The sequence below is a fragment of the Hahella sp. KA22 genome (assembly GCF_004135205.1).
Taxonomy (GTDB): Bacteria; Pseudomonadota; Gammaproteobacteria; order Pseudomonadales; family Oleiphilaceae; genus Hahella.
The window spans coordinates 6,584,657-6,600,956 of the sequence record NZ_CP035490.1 but is presented as its reverse complement, the minus strand read 5'-3'; the positions used below and the strand labels follow the sequence as shown (position 1 = coordinate 6,600,956).

The following is a 16,300-nucleotide window of genomic DNA, read 5'->3' as shown; positions in this document are numbered from 1 at the left end:
CAACGCCGCAATGGAATAACCCAGCGAAACAAAGGACAGTTCAATGGAAGCGGACATCATATTACGTAAGGTGGATAAGGCGCCCAGAGAGGATGCCCAGACGGAAGCTTCGGTTTCCCCGCAAAATAAGAAATTATCTAGCGTATCTGTTGTATTTCCCGCCTATAACGAAGAAACGAATATAGAAATGACGGTCCTGAAGGCGATAGGAGCGTTTAAGAGGCATTTTGAAACCGTAGAGGTCATTGTCGTCAATGACGGCAGCTCCGATGGCACGCGGGATATCCTGGAACGCCTGCGTCAGGAGCATGAGGAAGTGCGCCCCATTCACCATGTGCAGAACAAGGGATATGGCGGCGCGGTCAGGACCGGTCTGAAGTCGGGGCGAGGAGATTTTATTTTCTTCTCCGATTCTGATGGTCAGTTTGACCTGGAGGAAGTCGACCTGCTGCTGCGGCACATCAACGATTACGACATCGTGGTGGGTTACCGGGCGCAGCGCGCCGATCCCTGGCATCGCAAGCTGAACGCATACTGTTGGGGAACCCTGGTGCGCTACCTGTTCGGTATTCGGGTGCGGGATATTGATTGCGCCTTCAAGATTTTTCGGCGCGACTTTATCCAGAGCATTCGAATTGAGGCGGAAGGCGCCATGATCAACACAGAGATTCTGGCCCAGGCGGGCATGATGCATTGCTCTATCAAGCAAGTGCCCGTCAGCCACTATCCCAGGTTGTCAGGCTCCGCCACCGGCGCCAATCCCTTAGTCATCTTCAAGGCGTTTGTAGAGCTGTTCAATCTCTACGGCAAATTGAAGGCCACCGGCTATAAAGAGCTGCAAACCAAAGCATAGAGTGAAGTCGTAAGCATATGTTATTTGCACGTTTTGTTGAGCAGGCGCAACGGTTTCCCGAAAAGGAAGCCGTTGTTTGGCGCGAGACTTCCTATAGTTATCGCGAAATGATCAGCGCCGCCGTCGGATACGCCCGCGTATTGCGGGCGGCTGGCGTCGGTCCCGGCGAGGCGGTGGCGGCGCTGGTTCCCAACTCCATTTACTTCGTGGCGACCTCGCTGGCGGTCTGGGCCAACGGCGGCGTACTGTTACCGTTAAACGTGGCTTACACGCAGGAGGAAACTGCGCTGTACCTCGACAACGCCCGAGTGCGCTTCGCCTTTGTCGTTCCTGAAGCGGAAGCGAAGCTGCCCGCTGAAATGGCTCGTTGTGTGATTGGCTTGGATGATCCCTTGCCCGTGGCGGATGAGGCCGCGTCGGAAAGCGGTTATCCGGGAGAGGCGGACGCGGTCATTATGTTTTCGTCCGGCTCCACCGGCGCGCCCAAACAAGTGGTGCGCACGCAGGCGCAGGTGCTGGCGGAAGTGGAAGGCTCCGCCGCGACGCTGAGCATCACCCATGAAGATGTTATTGCCTGCAGCGTACCGCTGTTTCACGCCCATGGCTTTGGCAACTGTTTCCTGGCGGCGTTGATGAATGGCGGAACTCTGTTGATTCATCATGGCGAGTTCAATGCGCGAAAAATGATGCGGCTGGTGTCGGAGCATCAGGCGACCTTGCTGCCTTCCGTGCCGTTTATGTGCAAAATGATGGCGATGACGCCATTCAAGCAGGCGCCGGATCTGAGTCGATTGCGTTTGGCGTATACGGCTGGAGCGCCCCTGGAGGCAGACATATTCACTGGCTTTCGCGAGGCCTTCGGTATTTCTCTGGGGCAATTGTACGGCTCTACAGAAACCGGCGCCGCTGCGGTGAATGCAAATGTCTCGGTCGCCAATTTCCGTTCTGTCGGCAAGCCGGTGTCTGGCTCCGTTATCCGTCTGGTGGACGATGAGGGAGTGACTGTCGCGGCCGGACAGGAAGGCGAGGTGGTGATCGACTCCCCGGCCATGACCCATGAGTACCGGGGGCTGCCGGAATTAAGTGCGGAAACCTTTCGTAAAGACGGTTACCATACGGGAGACTTGGGGCGTCTGGATGAGGAAGGCAATCTGATCATTGTTGGGCGCAAAAAGCTGATGATCAATGTGGCCGGTCATAAAGTCGATCCCGCGGATGTCGAGGAAGTGATCCGGCGTATTCCCGGTGTGTTGGAAGTGGTGGCTTTGGGCAAACCCGACGGGATGTACGGCGAGATGGTCAAGGTGGCGGTGAAGGCCGGCGCCGGCGTCACCAGGGAGATGGTGGCGGCCTGCTGCGCGGAGCGCCTGGCGGCCTATAAAACGCCGAAAATTATCGAGTTCGTAGACGAAATTCCAAAGAGTCCTCTGGGCAAGGTGCTCAGAAAATATCTTTAAATCCGCAAAGTTAAGTACAAGGTGGAGAGCATGTTAGATTGTTTTAAAGCAAAGGGATATATTGCTGGCGGCATCATTACCAACAAGCGCGATGAGAGTCTCGACATCGCTGCGATGCCGCCGATTTTGCGGACGCTGCTGGTCACCGACGGCACCGTGACCAAAACACTGGAAGCCTATTATTGGGAGCCGTTGATGGTCGAGCAACTCGGCCAGAGCGAACAGGCGTTGGAAGAAGACGTGGAAGAGATGTCCTGCCACAAAGGCGACACCGTACTGCGACGCAACGTCTGCATCCGCGGCGTGGACAGCGGCGACATATACGCCTACGCCACTTCAATCATCAAAACCCAAGACCTTCCCGAGCAAATCAGCGATCAATTACTGCAGGGTAAAATCGGTATTGGCGAGCTGCTGCGGGAAATGGGGCTGGAAACCTATCGTCAGGTCGCGGACATCTACCGTGAAATCAAACAGGAAGTGGTCCCGGGCAGCTCCAGTTACTACTGCGGAGAACTGATCTGCCGCACCTACTATATCTACGTGGGGCACAATCCGGTGATTCAGGTGACGGAGAAATTCCCCTACCGCCTGTATATCAAAAAGGGCTGACGCTTCGTCGCGCAGTCCGCAGGAAGGGTTACGGAAACAAAGGCTTAAACGGAAGTGAACATGGAGAAAATAATATGAGCCAATCGGATACGCTAGAACGCTTGAAGTCAGTCGTAGGCGGCGTCACCCGCGTCGATTATGAAGGAGTGGGTCTCGACGAGCCTCTGAATCTGGATTCCATTCAGCGCATTTCGCTGATTGTGGCGTTGGAAGGGGAGTTCGATATCGAGATCGACAGTGAGAGTCTGGAGCCGGAAACGTTCGACACCTTCGGCGCCATGGCGACCTATGTGGCGGGGTGCGTAGCGGAATCCGCCGGCGTCTGAGCAACGGACAGCAAAAGGACTTATGCAAAAGATGGGACTTATCAGCCTGATCAAGGCGGACGTCAAATTCAAGCAGCAATGGTTTCTCAGCCAGAAAAGCTGGTTCACCCGTAACGTGCGGGTATTTCTGGAGCCGGGCACCATCGCCGTCATCGTCTATCGTTACGGGAGCTGGGCGCGCACCATCAAGCCCGCTCTGCTGCGTATTCCTCTGTATATTCCCTACGCTCTGGGCAAGGTCCTGGTGGTGCTGGGATTCGGCATCTACATTCCCTCCAAGGCCAAAATCGGCCCGGGACTCGTCATTCACAACTTTTCCAACATCTTCATCAGCGAAGGCGAAATAGGCAGCAACTGCATCGTGTTCCAGGGTGTGACCACCGGTCACCTGCGTGAACAGCCGGAGCCGCCGAAGCTGGGGAACAATGTGTTTCTCGGCGCCGGCGCCAAGGTGTTGGGCAGTGTAAAGATCGGCGATAACGTCGTAGTCGGCGCCAATTCGGTGGTGATCTCCGACGTGCCGGATAACTGCACGGTGATGGGGAACCCCGCCCGCATTATCTCCCGGGAAACCAACTGGATGGCGGAGAAGCGGGAAGGCAAGAAGGTGGTCAATTACTGAAGACGGAACATGATAACGAACATTAAACAGGATGTGAGGCGCAAGGCGGAGCTGCTCTACGGCGACGCCTCCACCGCCAATTGTCTGCGCGCATTGCCGCACAGAGGGACGCTCGCGGCGATAGTGTATCGCTTTGGGAGACAGGCGGCCGCCGTCAAATTCAAACCCTTGTCGTTGCTGCTGAAAGTAGCGTACTTCGTTTTGTTTTATCTGGTGCAAATGTTCACTGGCATCAGCATCCAGAGCTACGCGCGGATCGGCAAAGGCATGGTGGTGTGCAACTTCTCCGGCATCTTTGTGCTGGCGGAGGAAATCGGCGAGAACTTCACCGTGTATGAAGGCGTCACCGTCGGCAACATTCGCGGCAAGCCGCGTCTGGCGATCATTGGCGACAACGTCACGCTGGAGCCCGGATGCAAGGTGCTGGGCGACGTCACTATCGGCGATAACGTGGTGGTGCGCGCCAACAGTCTGGTGATCACGGACGTGCCCGCCAACTCGATCGCGATTGGCAATCCCGCGCGCATCGTTCCCATGAAGACTGAGGAAAAAGTGGAAGAGCCCAAGGAGAGGATGGCGCAACATGGCTAAACCATTCAACGTCGATTTTATCGGCATCGGTTCAGGAAAATGCGGGTCCACCTGGTTTTTCGAAAATTTGGTGCAACACCCGGAAATATTCGACGGCAACCCGAAAGAAATTAACTATTTCAGCGATTTGTACGATCAGCATGAATTAGCCTGGTATGAGTCGCAGTTCAAAGGCTGCGACGACCGCCTGTTGAAAGGAGAGTTCTCGGTAACGTACATGTATCGGCCGGGAACAGCGGAGCGCATACGCCGCCATTTCCCGGAGGCCAAGATCATCGCGATTGTGCGCGATCCGGTGCAGCGCACGTTTTCCGATTATCTGCATGCTATCCGCAAAGGCGATATCGCCGGCAGCACCTCTTTCGCGGAGTTTATCCGCAATGAGGAGCACCTGAAGTTCGGCTGCTACACCCAGTATCTGGAGCCTTTTTTTGCTAGCTTCCCCAAGGAGCAGATCAAAATCATCGTGCTGGAGGATTTCAACAAGGACTACGCCAGAGGTTTTCGGGAAGTCTACGAATTCCTCGGCTGCCAGGACGTGAACTTCCTGCCCGAAGGCGTGGAGCAGCGCAGAAACCAGGCGCGCTCCTACCGTTTTCTGTTTCTGGAAAACATCATGGTGCGCACCTATCGAATGCTGGCTAAATCCGGCTATACCCGTCTGACGGAAGTCATCAAGCGCACTGGCGTGCCTGAGCTGTTGCGGCGTTTGAACGTGAGTTCCAGACCGCTGCCTAAAATCGACCCGGACAGCCGGGAAGTGCTCAGCAGCTACTACTCCGGCGAGAAGAAATTCGTCGCCGAATTGACCGGTAGTAATCTGTCGGCCTGGCAGTAAAAAACTCTTGTTTGCATCTTCGCCCGTAAGGGCTTTCAAGGGGCGCGGCGGCGCCCCTTTTTTGTTGCGGCGCCTAACGTTTGCGTATCGCGCGCGCTGAAACGGCTATCGCAATGCGCCTTCTCAACGCGAATTCTTCACTTGGCTGAAAGCCCTTAAATGGCGTTGCATGTCACTGCTCGGGACGCCCGGAAAACGCCGTTTTTGTCAAATCCTTTTTTACACTTTTACATTTGCAACAATAAGTTAGTGGTCTAAGCTGAAGTTATGTAAAAACTAGGATCAGTGTGCCCGTTGTAAGGATACCGGCCGTTAAATATCACTCTGTGATGCGGCTGTCGGCGCTTAAAACGAGGTATTAGATTGCTTTCATGGCTTTCCTTTTCCAAAGGCAAAAAAGGGCTGGTCGGCATTGAAGTACGGCCGGACGGAATGGCTATCGCCGTCTCGGAGCCGGCCGGCGGGCAATCACAAATCCGCGTCATCGACTATCTGGACGCCCGCGCTGCGCAGCGGGCGGCTGCGCTCAAGGCTTTCGTGAGCGAGCGCAAACTGGAGAAAATGGCCTGCAATCTGGTGTTGCCGCCGGAAATGTACGCCCTGCATCAAATCGAACGACCCAGCGTTGAAGAAAGCGAACTGCGCGAAGCGGTGCGCTGGAAAGTGAAAGATCTGCTGGATTACGCCATCGACGACGCCATCGTGGATGTATTTGAGTATCCCAGCGACGCCCTGCGCGGCAGAGCCGCCCAGATTAACGTGGTGACCGCCCGTAAATCCCTGCTGAAAGAACTGATTCGCGTCATCAACGACAGCGGTCTGGTGTTGTCCTCCATTGATATCACGGAGCTGGCGCTGCGCAATCTGGCGCAGCCTTTCGAAGAAGACGGCAAATCCCTTGGTCTGATGATGATGCGGGAAAACACCGGCCTTATGCTGTTAATCAAAAACGGCTCTGTCTACCTGTCCCGTCGTCTCGATGCGGACATGGAAGCGCTGGCCGACCCTGAGCGTAAATCCTGGGTGGGGCAGCAACTGGCGTTGGAAGTGCAGCGCTCCTTTGACTATTTCGAAAGCCAGATGGGCCAGGCGCCCCCCCGCCGACTGATGGCGGGCTCCGTGGTGAATGAAGCGGAACTCTTGTCGCAATTGGATGAAGCGCTGGGACTGACCGTACAAACCTTGCAGGAAGACAAAGTCGGACTGCCGGACGATCAACTCGCATCGGCCATTCACTGGGTGGCCTGCGGCGCCGCCATGCGCAAAGCCGTCGGGGGAAGGAAAAGCGTCTGATGCAGCAGGTCAACTTATACGTTGAAGAGTTCCGCCCGCGGCGAGATCTGCTCTCCATCCCCGTGATGATCGCCGCTGTGGTGGCGGTGATGGTGATATGCGGCTGTTACACCGGCTATCTGGTATGGCGCAGCGCCGACGTGACCATGAGCCAGTTAACCGCCGAATCCCGCAAACAGGCGTTGGGAGTGGAAATAGACAGCATGCGCAAGCAACTCGAAGCTCGCGCCAGAGATACCCGTCTGCAGTCGGACAATGACCGTCTGCGCCTGCAAATGCAGAACACCGAGGCGTTGCTGGCGGCGCTGGAATCCGGCCTGAAAGCGGATGGCGGCGCCATGTCCTACAGCGAGCTGATGATCGCCCTGGCGCGGCATCGCCAGGAACCTTTGTGGTTGCAGCGTATTCGGATTCAACAAGGAGGCGAACGTCTGATTTTCAGCGGGACCACCGTGCAACCGGACTTACTTCCCGCTTATCTGCAGGCGCTGGGGGATGAGCCTGCGTTACGCGGTCGCGCCTTCAATATGCTGACCTTGAAGCCGGAACAGGAAAGCGCCAGCGCCCGGTTATTCGAAGTGGACACCTATGTGGAGACGCCCGAGGCGGAAGCGCAGGCGTCCCGTCCTGCGGCGGGCGGCCGTGCGCTGAATCAACCCGTGGTCAGCGCGGGAGGCAAACAGCCATGATGAAGAAATGGATCTCCCGGGTGAACCGCTTCAGCTTGCGGGAAAGAGCCATCCTGCTGGCGACAGTCATTGTCGCGCTGATATTGCTGTACGCCCAGTTCGCCTGGGACCCGCTGTGGCGCAGTAATCGCTCGGCGGAGCAGGCGATAGCCGCCGCCAATCTGGAGCTGCTGGACCTTAGCGCTCAGGCGGACGTGCTGCGCAAGCAATTGGCGCAGGACCCGGACGCCGCGCTGCGAAAAGAGAACGAGCGTTTGCGCAATCAACTCAACGCCCGCCAGGAACGATTAAAGCAAAGCCTTTCCCGTCTGGTGGCCCCGGAAGAAATGCCCGAATTGCTGATGGAGTTGTTGCGCAAACATCCCGGTTTGCAGGTGGTGGCTGTCGCCAAACTGCCGCCGCGGAAAATTCAGCATGGCGAAGGCGAAGCCGCGGCGGTGTTGTTCAGTCACCGGGTGAAAGTGGTGCTCACCGGCGGCTACTTCGACACTCTGCAATACATTCAGAAGATTGAGCGCAATGAATCCCGTCTACGCATTGTGGACATGGATTACAAGGTGGACGCCTATCCCAGGGCGGAAGTGACGCTGGAGTTCGAAACGCTGGGGCTGGATGAGAGGTGGCTGGGTGTTTGAAGTTAAGAAATGGTCGCTGAGTCTATTGCTGTTGGGCGTTGCGATGCTTGGCCGCGCAGAGAGCTTCCGGCTGCCGGATGGCGAAGTCCTGGCGGACCCCACACGGCCCATGGGATGGCGCGCGGATGGCGTGATGGTCAGCGGGGCGCCCAGTCGTCCGGCGATCAGTGTGGATTCGATCCTGTATTCCTCCACCCGCAAGGTGGCGACGATTAACGGCGTCGCCCTGGCGGAAGGGCAGCAAACCGGCTCCGTGCGCGTGGTGAAAATCGAGGCGCGCAGGGTGTTATTGGACTGGCGCGGTCAGCGCTGGTACGAAAGTGTGCAAGGCGCGTCCCAGGATGCGCTGATTATTCGGAGATAAGAATGAGAAGTCTTTGGCGGACCTTGTTGTCAGTTTGGGTCGGCTTCGGTCTGGCGGCGTGCGCCAGTCAGCCTGCTACGCCCAAGAAGGATGAGCCCGAGCCGCCGCCGACCAGCGCGCAGGCGATCGGGCAGGCGATGCAGGAAGCCGAAGACGCCATGGCGCAGGCGCAGCAGCCCGCGCCGCCGCCGGACGTCATGCAGGCGCTGCTGCCGACCATGCCGGCGGCTGAGACAATGCAGGCGGCGGAGCGTTTTGACATTACCGTCAATAACGCGCCGGCCAGAGATTTCTTCATGGGACTGGTAAAAGGCACCGGCTACAACATGGTGGTGCATCCAGCTGTGGAAGGGGCGATTTCCCTGGACCTGAAAAACGTCACCCTGGATGAAGTGATGGAAATCGTCCAGCAGCTCTATGGCTATGAATACCAGCGTAAGGGCAATCTCTTCAAAGTCTTGCCCGGCGGCGTGCAAACCCGCATCTTTCAGATCGACTACCTGAACGTCAAACGCAAGGGCGCGTCGGACATCATGGTCAGCTCCGGACAGCTGTCCAACTCCTCGGGCTCTTCTTCCAGCAGTTCCAGCAACAGTAATAGTAACAACAACAGCAATAATTCCGGCGGCTCCACCAATGCAGTGCTGTCGCGCATCACCACGCAAACCGATTCGGATTTCTGGACCGCACTGCAGGAGACCCTGATTACGATTGTCGGTAATGAAGAGGGCCGCAAAGTCGTGACGAACGGCGGCGCGGGCATTGTGGTGGTGCGGGCGACGCCGAGTGAACTGACGGCGGTGCAGGAGTATCTCGATAAGGCGCAGCTGATTATGCAGCGGCAGGTGATTCTGGAAGTAAAAATTCTGGAAGTGGTGCTGAACAAAGGCTTTGAGCAAGGCGTGAACTGGTCTTACTTCGATGAATTCACTTCCAAAGTGGACGCTTCCGGCGATCCCACCAAAAGTCTGACGCTGGGACAGACTTCCAGAAGCATCACCAACCCGGGATTTGAAGGCGTTTTCAGCGCAGCGCTGCGCATCAACGACTTCACGACCCTGCTGCAGCTGCTGGGCGAGCAGGGCACGGTACAGGTGCTGTCCAGCCCTCGCATTTCCACCATTAACAACCAGAAAGCCGTGATCAAGGTAGGGGATGACGAGTTCTTCGTCACGGGCATTGAGACTAACGACGCCACCACCACCAGCGGAACCAGCAACCTGATTTCGGAAGTGGAGATCACGCCGTTTTTCTCGGGTATCGCCCTGGACGTCACCCCGCAGATTGGCGAGAACGGCGACGTGACGCTGCACGTGCACCCGACGGTGAGCGATGTGGAGGATCAGACCAAGACTATCTCTCTGGGCTCCAATGATCTGGTGCTGCCGTTGGCGTTCAGTTCCGTGCGGGAGACCGACAGTGTCATCAAGGCCCGTAATGGGCAGGTGGTGGTGATTGGCGGCCTGATTCGCAATCTGACGGAAAAAAAGCAGGCGAAAGTGCCGCTGTTAGGGGATATCCCATTGCTGGGGCAGGCGTTCAGACAGAAACGCGACACCGAACTAAAGAGCGAGCTGGTGATTCTGATCCGGCCGATTATCGCCGACAGCGAAAGTTACCGTCAGGATCTGCGCGGCAGCCGTCAGCGCATGGACAAACTGCAACACCGGGCGAGCGAGCAATTCTGACCGGCGAAAGGAGGGCGTATGTACGAAACACATTTCGGATTGCGCGAGGCGCCGTTTTCCCTCACGCCCAATACGCATTTTTATCTGGACGCGTCCACTCACCGTAACGCCTTTGAAACGGTGCGCGCCGCGCTGGAGAGCATGGAAGGCTTTATCAAAGTGGTCGGCGAGGTAGGCACGGGGAAAACCCTGCTGTGCCGTCGCTTGTTGAATTTTCTCGATGGCGATTACGTGTCCGCCTACATTCCCAATCCGCGCCTGTCGCCACAGGATCTGTATTTGGCCCTGGCGGACGAACTGCAGGTGGACCTGGGCGAACTGAATGGCGGTCGTCATCAATTGTTGAAGCTCATCAATGAACAACTGATCGCCCACTGCGCGGAAGGCCGGCGCGTTGTGCTGGTGATCGATGAAGCACAGGCGATGCCCGAGCAGACAATCGAGGCGCTGCGTTTACTGACCAATCTGGAAACCGAATCGCGAAAGTTGCTGCAAGTCGTGTTGTTCGGGCAGCCGGAACTGGACGTCATGCTGTCGGAGCCGCAATTGCGGCAGCTGAAGCAACGCATCACGTTTCAGGAATATATCCGTCCGCTGGATAAATATTCGGTGGAGCAATATCTACGGCACCGCCTGATGGCCGCCGGTTACAACGGCGACAGCCTGTTTCGCGCCGACGCCGCCAAGCTCATATTTCGCGCCAGCGGAGGCGTCCCCAGGTTGGTGAACGTACTGGCGCATAAGGCCATGCTCGCCGCCTACGGCGATGGCGATAAAACCGTCGCGCCGGGCCATGTGCGGCGCGCGGTGAAGGATACGGAAAGCGCCCGCCCGCTCAGGTTCGCCTGGTTGGGAGGTTGGGCGTGAGCTTACTCAACGATGTGCTCAGAGATCTGGACAAACGGGAGTCGGCGCCGCGGACGCCAGTCCCGCACAGCTTGCAGAAAGCGTCCCCAGGCGCGACCCGACGTTGGCCTGGCGTGCTCGCATTAGCGCTGGTGACGGCGGGACTGGCCGGCGGTTACTGGTGGATGAAAGCGCCAGCGGAACCGCCGACGCCAGTGGTGTCCCAGGTGGCGATGGTGAATACATTATCGGCGCGGGATGAGAAGCCAAGTGCGCCTGATCACAGGATAGAGACTCCATCTGAAGTGACGGAATTGGATACGCCTGTTGTCGCAGAGGTTGCGCCGCCTGTCAGAGAAATAGCGCCGCAGCCGGCTTCCCAGGCTGTCGTCGCGGCGCCGCAATACGCTCAGGAACCGGCGCGACAAACACAACTCAAGCAAGAGCCAGTCGTGATCGTCGAGGACGCTCCGCTGCAACCCATGACGACGACGCAGAAAGCGCCTTCCACCGTCAAGCAGGAAAGCCCGGTCCTCAGTGAAGCGAAGATGAATGGCGCCAATGTTGATAGTGAGCCCAAGGAGCAAGCCAGGACGGCGCCGGCTTTTCGTAATGAGCTGGAGGAGGCTCATGCGCCGCTTGCGGTGGCGCCGGAACCAGCTGCAGAAACGCCAGCTACGCTGACGCGCCACATTGATATCGCCGCAACTCCGGCGGAAGAGGCGGCGCCCTCTTCAGCCGCGATGAACATTGCGCCGTCGCAAACCCCGGAAGCAATCGCCGCCCGCGCTTTGCAGCAGGCGCGGGAGTCTTATCGCCAGGGAGAGGTTGAGGCGGCTAGACAACGTTTGCGGGATTTGCTGACGTCGATGCCAGAACATGAAGCCAGCCGTTATCAGTTGGCGACCTGGCTGATCGGCGCTGGAGATTACCCTCAGGCGCTGCAAGTAATGCAGAGCGTTGACGCGTACAGCAGCGTGGACTTTAAGTTGATGAAAGCGCGTACTTTGGCGGCGACTGGGATGGCGGCGCAGGCCATCGCGCTGTTGGAAAGCGAGGCCCCGAAAGTGGAGGCGGCGCCGGATTATCACAGTCTGTTGGCCGGCCTTTACCACCAGGCGCGTCGTTATGAAGACGCCATCGCTACTTATGCGGCTCTGATTGAAGCACATCCACATAAGGGTGACTGGTGGGCGGGTCTGGGCATCGCCCTGGATCAGACCGGGCGCAGCCAATCCGCATTGCAAGCCTATCGTCAGGCGGTGGGCGATCCGGAATTACAGACGACTCTGGCGCAGTACGCCAGCCGCCGCATCCAACAGTTGGAGCCGGGCGGCGGAGGCGGCTGACACCGCAAGCGCAGCGGAGAGATAGAGAGTAATTATGGTCGAACCGAAAAAGAAAATACGTTTGGGCGATTTGCTGGTGCAAAACGGCGTCATCACGGAAGAGCAATTGATGACGGCGCTGAGCGAGCAGAAGAAGGCGGGCCGCAAGCTCGGCCGCACCCTGATTGACTTGGGGTATATGGACGAGGACAGCCTGCTGCGTTTTCTATCGCAGCAAATGGGGATTCCTTTCGTGCAACTGCGCCATTACCAATTCAATCAGGAGCTGATCAAACGCCTGCCGGAAACCGCCGCGCGCCGTTTCCGCGCGATTGTGCTGTCGGAAGAGAAAGGCGAGTTGCTGGTGGGCATGTCGGACCCCATGGATATCTTCGGCTACGACGAACTGGTGCGGGTGCTGAAACAACCCATACGCCAGGCGGTAGTTCGCGAAAGCGAGCTGCTGGACACGCTGGATCTGGTGTATCGGCGCACGGAGGAAATCGCCAGCATCGCCGGCGAACTGGAAGATGAGTTGGGCGAAGACGCCTTTGACCTGGCGGAACTGGCGGCGGGGGGCGATGACACCGAAGCGCCGGTGGTGCGTCTGTTGCAATCCATATTTGAAGACGCCGTGGTGGCGCGCGCATCAGATATTCACATCGAACCGGACGAAAACGTGGTGCGTCTGCGTCAGCGTATCGACGGCGTGCTGCACGAACAGGTGATGAAGGAGAGGCGCGTCAACGCGGCGCTGGTGCTGCGTCTGAAACTGATGTCAGGCCTTAATATTTCCGAAAAACGTCTGCCCCAGGACGGCCGTTTTAACGTGCGGGTTAAAGGCCGCTCCATCGATGTGCGTCTGTCCACCATGCCGGTGCAGTATGGCGAGTCGGTGGTCATGCGTTTGCTGGATCAGACCGAAGGCATGTTGAACCTGGAAGCCACCGGGATGCCGAAAAAACTGCTGGACAGGCTACGCATTCTGATCAAACGGCCCCATGGCATTCTGCTGGTTACCGGGCCTACCGGCAGCGGCAAAACCACCACGCTGTACGGCGCCTTGACGGAGTTAAATCGACCGGAAGTGAAGGTCATCACTGCGGAAGACCCGGTGGAATACCGCTTGCCCCGGGTGACCCAGGTGCAGGTGAATCCAAAAATCGGATTGGACTTTGCGTCGGTGCTGCGCGCCGCGCTGCGGCAAGACCCGGATGTGGTGCTGGTGGGAGAAATGCGCGATCAGGAAACCGCTGAAATCGGTTTGCGCGCCGCCATGACCGGTCACTTTGTGTTATCCACGCTGCACACCAACGATTCCATCTCCAGCGCCATGCGCCTGATCGACATGGGCGCGGAACCCTACCTGGTGGCCAGTGCGCTGACGGCGGTGGTGGCGCAGCGTCTGGTGAAACGTATTTGCGATAACTGCAAGCAGCCCTATCAGGCCAGTGAACAGGAGAAAATCTGGCTGCACGCCATGACGCAGGAATCCCTGCCCACGCATTTCTTCAAGGGCGCAGGCTGTTATCAATGCGGCAACTCCGGTTATCGCGGTCGTATCGGGGTCTACGAACTACTGGAAATGAGCGACGCGCTATTGGACGCGCTGCGTAAGAATGACCAGAGCGCTTTCACTCACGCCGCCAGACGTTCGCTGCATTACCGCCCACTCGCGCTCAGCGCGTTGGACTATGCGCGTGAAGGCGTCACCACACTGGATGAAGTGTTCCGCATTTCGGCGTCGCTGGGCGATCTGCCGCACTCACCGAGCCATTTGGAGTTCAGCTGACGTGGCGAATTTTGCATTCAAAGGGCGGGACAGCAAGGGCGCGCTGATCGAAGGCGTGCAGGAGGCCGTCAACCGGGAGGCGCTGGCGAATGAACTGCTGCGCAAAGGCGTGACGCCCACCAGCATTCAGGAACAGGAAGCGCAAACTGATGTGCTGCTGTGGCTGAAGAAACTGCCCATCTTCCGTAAAAAAGTGACGCTGGATGAGCTGGTGATTCTCTGTCGTCAGATGCATGCGCTCAGTCGCGCCGGTATTCCTATTATTCGCGCTATTCGCGGGTTGGCGGAGTCTACTCGCTCCGAGACACTGGCGGAAGTGCTGGACGATGTGGCGCGGCGTCTGGAGGGCGGGGTGAATCTGGCTACCGCCATGCGCGCCCATCCCCGCACCTTCAATGAATTGTTCGTCTCCATGATTCTGGTGGGAGAAAACACCGGGCAACTGGAAGAGTCATTTCGTCAGCTGGGGGAAAATATCGAGCTGGAGCGAGATACCCGTAAGCGGGTGGCGCAGGCGGTGCGATATCCCATCATGGTGGTGGTGGCGATCACCATTGCGCTACTGGTGGTTAACTTTTTCGTGATTCCCGCCTTCGCCGGCGTATTCGCCAAATTCGGCGCCGACCTGCCGCTACCCACCAAGATTCTGGTGGCGACGTCCAGCTTTCTGATCAATTACGGCTGGTTCGTGGCGGCGGGGTTGGCGGCCGCGATTTATGGATTCATCCGCTGGAAAAAAACGCCTCAGGGCGCCTATCGCTGGGACCGTTTCAAGCTGCGTATTCCCATCGTCGGTCCTTTGTTTGAACTGGTGGCGTTGTCCCGCTTCTCCCGTAACTTTTCTATGATGCTGGCGGCGGGGCTACCGGTGACTTCCGCGCTGACCCTGGTGGCGGAAGCGGTGGACAACAAATATGTGGGCTCCGCTATTGCCGACATGCGCAACGGTATTGAGCGCGGCGACACCCTGGTGCGTACGGCGCGCGCCACCAACATGTTCTCGCCATTGGTCATGCAGATGCTGGCGGTGGGAGAGGAAACCGGCGCAGTGGACAGTCTGCTGGTGGAAGTGGCGAATTTCTATGACGAGGAAATTGAATACTCCCTGAAACGCCTGGCGGAATCCATTGAGCCCATTCTTTTGGTGGTGATGGGCGTGATGGTGCTGATTCTGGCGCTGGGCGTGTTTCTGCCCATGTGGAGTCTGGGGCAGGCGGCGCTGGGTAAATAATCATGGCGGGACGTTGGCTGAACCAGTTTCTGCGAGTGGAGATATGGTTGATTGGAGCGCTGATCGCTGTGCTGATAGCTGTGTTTCTGCGTTCCATGGATAACCTGGTGGATAACGCCGGCGAGTTGCGCGCGCAGCAGCTGAAGGCCGCGTTTCTCACCAGTTTGCGACTGGCCCATACCACCTGGCTGGCGAAAGGCGGACGCTCAGACTCGGTTGAGTTGGGGACGCTGGCGGCGGGGGCGGATTTCAGTCCCGAAGATTTTCAGGAACAGGGCGGCGGCATATTGAGAATGAACGCGCAGGGGTGGCCGGTCGATGTTGGCGATAGCCATCCCGTAGCGGCGGCGATGACGGATGAAAGCTGCCGGCGTTTGTATTCCACACTGCTGTTGCGCCGCAGCGGCGCAACGGAGGCGGCCTTGCAGGAGAAGGTGGAAGCATTGGCTGTAGGAACGGTTTGCGCCTATCAGATTGGCGTACAGGGGAAGGACTTTTTTTCATTGCTGTATAACGCCGAAAGCGGCGAAGTGAGGCTGTCCATACAACGCAAAAGCGCTGATAACGATTGAAATATTTAACTATTTTACAAACAGAAGAATAACTTGGCGTCTATACTTGATTAAAAGCTTATATGTTCTCGTGGAGGGACAACTATGCAAAAGCAGATAAAGACACAGCAGTCGGGCTTTACGCTGATCGAGCTGGTCATGGTTATCGTTATTCTGGGAATACTGGCGGCGTTTGCACTGCCGAAATTTGCGGATTTATCTTCTCAGGCTGAGGCGGCGACCCGCTCCGGCATAGAAGGGTCAGTAAGGTCAGCATCAGCGATTATTCATGCCGCTTGTTTGGCTACTACAACTTGCGATGATCAGGCTGCAACCAGTACGGTGACTGTAGATGGAACATCGATTGATGTCGTGTTTGGATATCCGGCTGGCACCGCGACGGGAATAGAAGCTGCATCGCAAGTTGATGGCGGAAATGTCTCGGTCGCCCACTCGGGCGGAACCACTACCGTGACTGTCGCGACCAACTGTACCGTTACTTACGCGCAATCCGCGGCAGCAAATACCGCTCCTGTTATTGGCGGTACGACCACTTGCCCTTGATCGTTACCTTAAGCTGAGTC

At 57.5% G+C, this 16,300-nt stretch carries 18 protein-coding genes; all 18 read left to right on the top strand.

The window, feature by feature from the left end:
• The first annotated feature begins 43 nt into the window (after positions 1 to 43).
• The 18 genes from EUZ85_RS29175 to EUZ85_RS31950 all read left to right on the top strand — a co-directional run bounded on the left by EUZ85_RS29175 (position 44) and on the right by EUZ85_RS31950 (position 16,280).
• The gene (locus EUZ85_RS29175; protein WP_127973625.1) at positions 44 to 853 is read left to right on the top strand and encodes a glycosyltransferase family 2 protein; all 810 of its coding nucleotides are present in this window, start codon (positions 44 to 46) and stop codon (positions 851 to 853) included.
• Positions 854 to 870: 17 nt separating this feature from the next.
• Positions 871 to 2,310, top strand: coding sequence for a class I adenylate-forming enzyme family protein (locus tag EUZ85_RS29170; protein ID WP_127973624.1), 1,440 nt, complete (start codon positions 871 to 873; stop codon positions 2,308 to 2,310).
• 30 nt (positions 2,311 to 2,340) lie between these two features.
• A complete protein-coding gene (locus EUZ85_RS29165) occupies positions 2,341 to 2,922 on the top strand; it encodes a chorismate lyase (RefSeq protein WP_127973623.1) in 582 nt (193 codons plus the stop codon).
• 74 nt (positions 2,923 to 2,996) lie between these two features.
• Positions 2,997 to 3,248 (top strand): acyl carrier protein, encoded by a 252-nt coding sequence (locus tag EUZ85_RS29160; RefSeq protein ID WP_011399865.1) that lies wholly within the window; start codon positions 2,997 to 2,999, stop codon positions 3,246 to 3,248.
• A gap of 22 nt (positions 3,249 to 3,270) precedes the next feature.
• Positions 3,271 to 3,870 carry a serine O-acetyltransferase gene (locus tag EUZ85_RS29155; protein ID WP_241566891.1) on the top strand — a complete coding sequence of 200 codons (600 nt, stop codon included), beginning with the start codon at positions 3,271 to 3,273 and terminating at the stop codon, positions 3,868 to 3,870.
• Positions 3,871 to 3,879: 9 nt separating this feature from the next.
• Entirely contained in the window at positions 3,880 to 4,461 is a 582-nt protein-coding gene (locus EUZ85_RS29150; protein ID WP_127973622.1) for a serine acetyltransferase, read from the top strand.
• Positions 4,454 to 5,299 (top strand): sulfotransferase, encoded by an 846-nt coding sequence (locus tag EUZ85_RS29145; RefSeq protein WP_127973621.1) that lies wholly within the window; start codon positions 4,454 to 4,456, stop codon positions 5,297 to 5,299. The genes EUZ85_RS29150 and EUZ85_RS29145 overlap by 8 nt, the downstream gene beginning before the upstream one ends.
• Positions 5,300 to 5,662: 363 nt before the next feature.
• On the top strand, positions 5,663 to 6,592 hold the full coding sequence (locus tag EUZ85_RS29140; protein WP_127973620.1) for a hypothetical protein: 930 nt from the start codon (positions 5,663 to 5,665) through the stop codon (positions 6,590 to 6,592).
• Entirely contained in the window at positions 6,592 to 7,281 is a 690-nt protein-coding gene (locus EUZ85_RS29135; RefSeq protein ID WP_127973619.1) for a hypothetical protein, read from the top strand. Before EUZ85_RS29140 ends, EUZ85_RS29135 begins: the two co-directional genes overlap by 1 nt.
• Positions 7,278 to 7,916 (top strand): type II secretion system protein M, encoded by a 639-nt coding sequence (locus EUZ85_RS29130; protein ID WP_127973618.1) that lies wholly within the window; start codon positions 7,278 to 7,280, stop codon positions 7,914 to 7,916. Before EUZ85_RS29135 ends, EUZ85_RS29130 begins: the two co-directional genes overlap by 4 nt.
• Positions 7,909 to 8,280, top strand: a complete 372-nt coding sequence (locus EUZ85_RS29125; protein ID WP_241566890.1) for a general secretion pathway protein GspB — start codon at positions 7,909 to 7,911, stop codon at positions 8,278 to 8,280. The genes EUZ85_RS29130 and EUZ85_RS29125 overlap by 8 nt, the downstream gene beginning before the upstream one ends.
• 2 nt (positions 8,281 to 8,282) lie before the next feature.
• Positions 8,283 to 9,968, top strand: coding sequence for a pilus (MSHA type) biogenesis protein MshL (gene mshL, locus EUZ85_RS29120; RefSeq protein ID WP_127973616.1), 1,686 nt, complete (start codon positions 8,283 to 8,285; stop codon positions 9,966 to 9,968).
• Between the two features lie 18 nt (positions 9,969 to 9,986).
• On the top strand, positions 9,987 to 10,835 hold the full coding sequence (locus tag EUZ85_RS29115; RefSeq protein WP_127973615.1) for an ExeA family protein: 849 nt from the start codon (positions 9,987 to 9,989) through the stop codon (positions 10,833 to 10,835).
• Positions 10,832 to 12,163, top strand: coding sequence for a lipopolysaccharide assembly protein LapB (locus tag EUZ85_RS29110; protein ID WP_127973614.1), 1,332 nt, complete (start codon positions 10,832 to 10,834; stop codon positions 12,161 to 12,163). Before EUZ85_RS29115 ends, EUZ85_RS29110 begins: the two co-directional genes overlap by 4 nt.
• A 34-nt stretch (positions 12,164 to 12,197) precedes the next feature.
• Positions 12,198 to 13,934 (top strand): GspE/PulE family protein, encoded by a 1,737-nt coding sequence (locus tag EUZ85_RS29105; protein WP_127973613.1) that lies wholly within the window; start codon positions 12,198 to 12,200, stop codon positions 13,932 to 13,934.
• A 1-nt stretch (position 13,935) separates the two neighbouring features.
• Entirely contained in the window at positions 13,936 to 15,165 is a 1,230-nt protein-coding gene (locus tag EUZ85_RS29100) for a type II secretion system F family protein (protein WP_127973612.1), read from the top strand.
• A gap of 2 nt (positions 15,166 to 15,167) precedes the next feature.
• On the top strand, positions 15,168 to 15,737 hold the full coding sequence (locus tag EUZ85_RS29095) for a hypothetical protein (protein WP_127973611.1): 570 nt from the start codon (positions 15,168 to 15,170) through the stop codon (positions 15,735 to 15,737).
• Between the two features lie 84 nt (positions 15,738 to 15,821).
• Positions 15,822 to 16,280, top strand: a complete 459-nt coding sequence (locus tag EUZ85_RS31950) for a type II secretion system protein (protein ID WP_127973610.1) — start codon at positions 15,822 to 15,824, stop codon at positions 16,278 to 16,280.
• The last annotated feature ends 20 nt before the right edge of the window (positions 16,281 to 16,300 follow it).

What these genes read in the sequence shown, in the direction of transcription:
- EUZ85_RS29175 (WP_127973625.1), top strand. Translation starts at nt 44, where the DNA reads ATGGAAGCGGACATCATATTACGTAAGGTGGATAAGGCGCCCAGAGAG.
- EUZ85_RS29170 (WP_127973624.1), top strand. Translation starts at nt 871, where the DNA reads ATGTTATTTGCACGTTTTGTTGAGCAGGCGCAACGGTTTCCCGAAAAG.
- EUZ85_RS29165 (WP_127973623.1), top strand. Translation starts at nt 2,341, where the DNA reads ATGTTAGATTGTTTTAAAGCAAAGGGATATATTGCTGGCGGCATCATT.
- EUZ85_RS29160 (WP_011399865.1), top strand. Translation starts at nt 2,997, where the DNA reads ATGAGCCAATCGGATACGCTAGAACGCTTGAAGTCAGTCGTAGGCGGC.
- EUZ85_RS29155 (WP_241566891.1), top strand. Translation starts at nt 3,271, where the DNA reads ATGCAAAAGATGGGACTTATCAGCCTGATCAAGGCGGACGTCAAATTC.
- EUZ85_RS29150 (WP_127973622.1), top strand. Translation starts at nt 3,880, where the DNA reads ATGATAACGAACATTAAACAGGATGTGAGGCGCAAGGCGGAGCTGCTC.
- EUZ85_RS29145 (WP_127973621.1), top strand. Translation starts at nt 4,454, where the DNA reads ATGGCTAAACCATTCAACGTCGATTTTATCGGCATCGGTTCAGGAAAA.
- EUZ85_RS29135 (WP_127973619.1), top strand. Translation starts at nt 6,592, where the DNA reads ATGCAGCAGGTCAACTTATACGTTGAAGAGTTCCGCCCGCGGCGAGAT.
- EUZ85_RS29130 (WP_127973618.1), top strand. Translation starts at nt 7,278, where the DNA reads ATGATGAAGAAATGGATCTCCCGGGTGAACCGCTTCAGCTTGCGGGAA.
- mshL (WP_127973616.1), top strand. Translation starts at nt 8,283, where the DNA reads ATGAGAAGTCTTTGGCGGACCTTGTTGTCAGTTTGGGTCGGCTTCGGT.
- EUZ85_RS29115 (WP_127973615.1), top strand. Translation starts at nt 9,987, where the DNA reads ATGTACGAAACACATTTCGGATTGCGCGAGGCGCCGTTTTCCCTCACG.
- EUZ85_RS29105 (WP_127973613.1), top strand. Translation starts at nt 12,198, where the DNA reads ATGGTCGAACCGAAAAAGAAAATACGTTTGGGCGATTTGCTGGTGCAA.
- EUZ85_RS29095 (WP_127973611.1), top strand. Translation starts at nt 15,168, where the DNA reads ATGGCGGGACGTTGGCTGAACCAGTTTCTGCGAGTGGAGATATGGTTG.
- EUZ85_RS31950 (WP_127973610.1), top strand. Translation starts at nt 15,822, where the DNA reads ATGCAAAAGCAGATAAAGACACAGCAGTCGGGCTTTACGCTGATCGAG.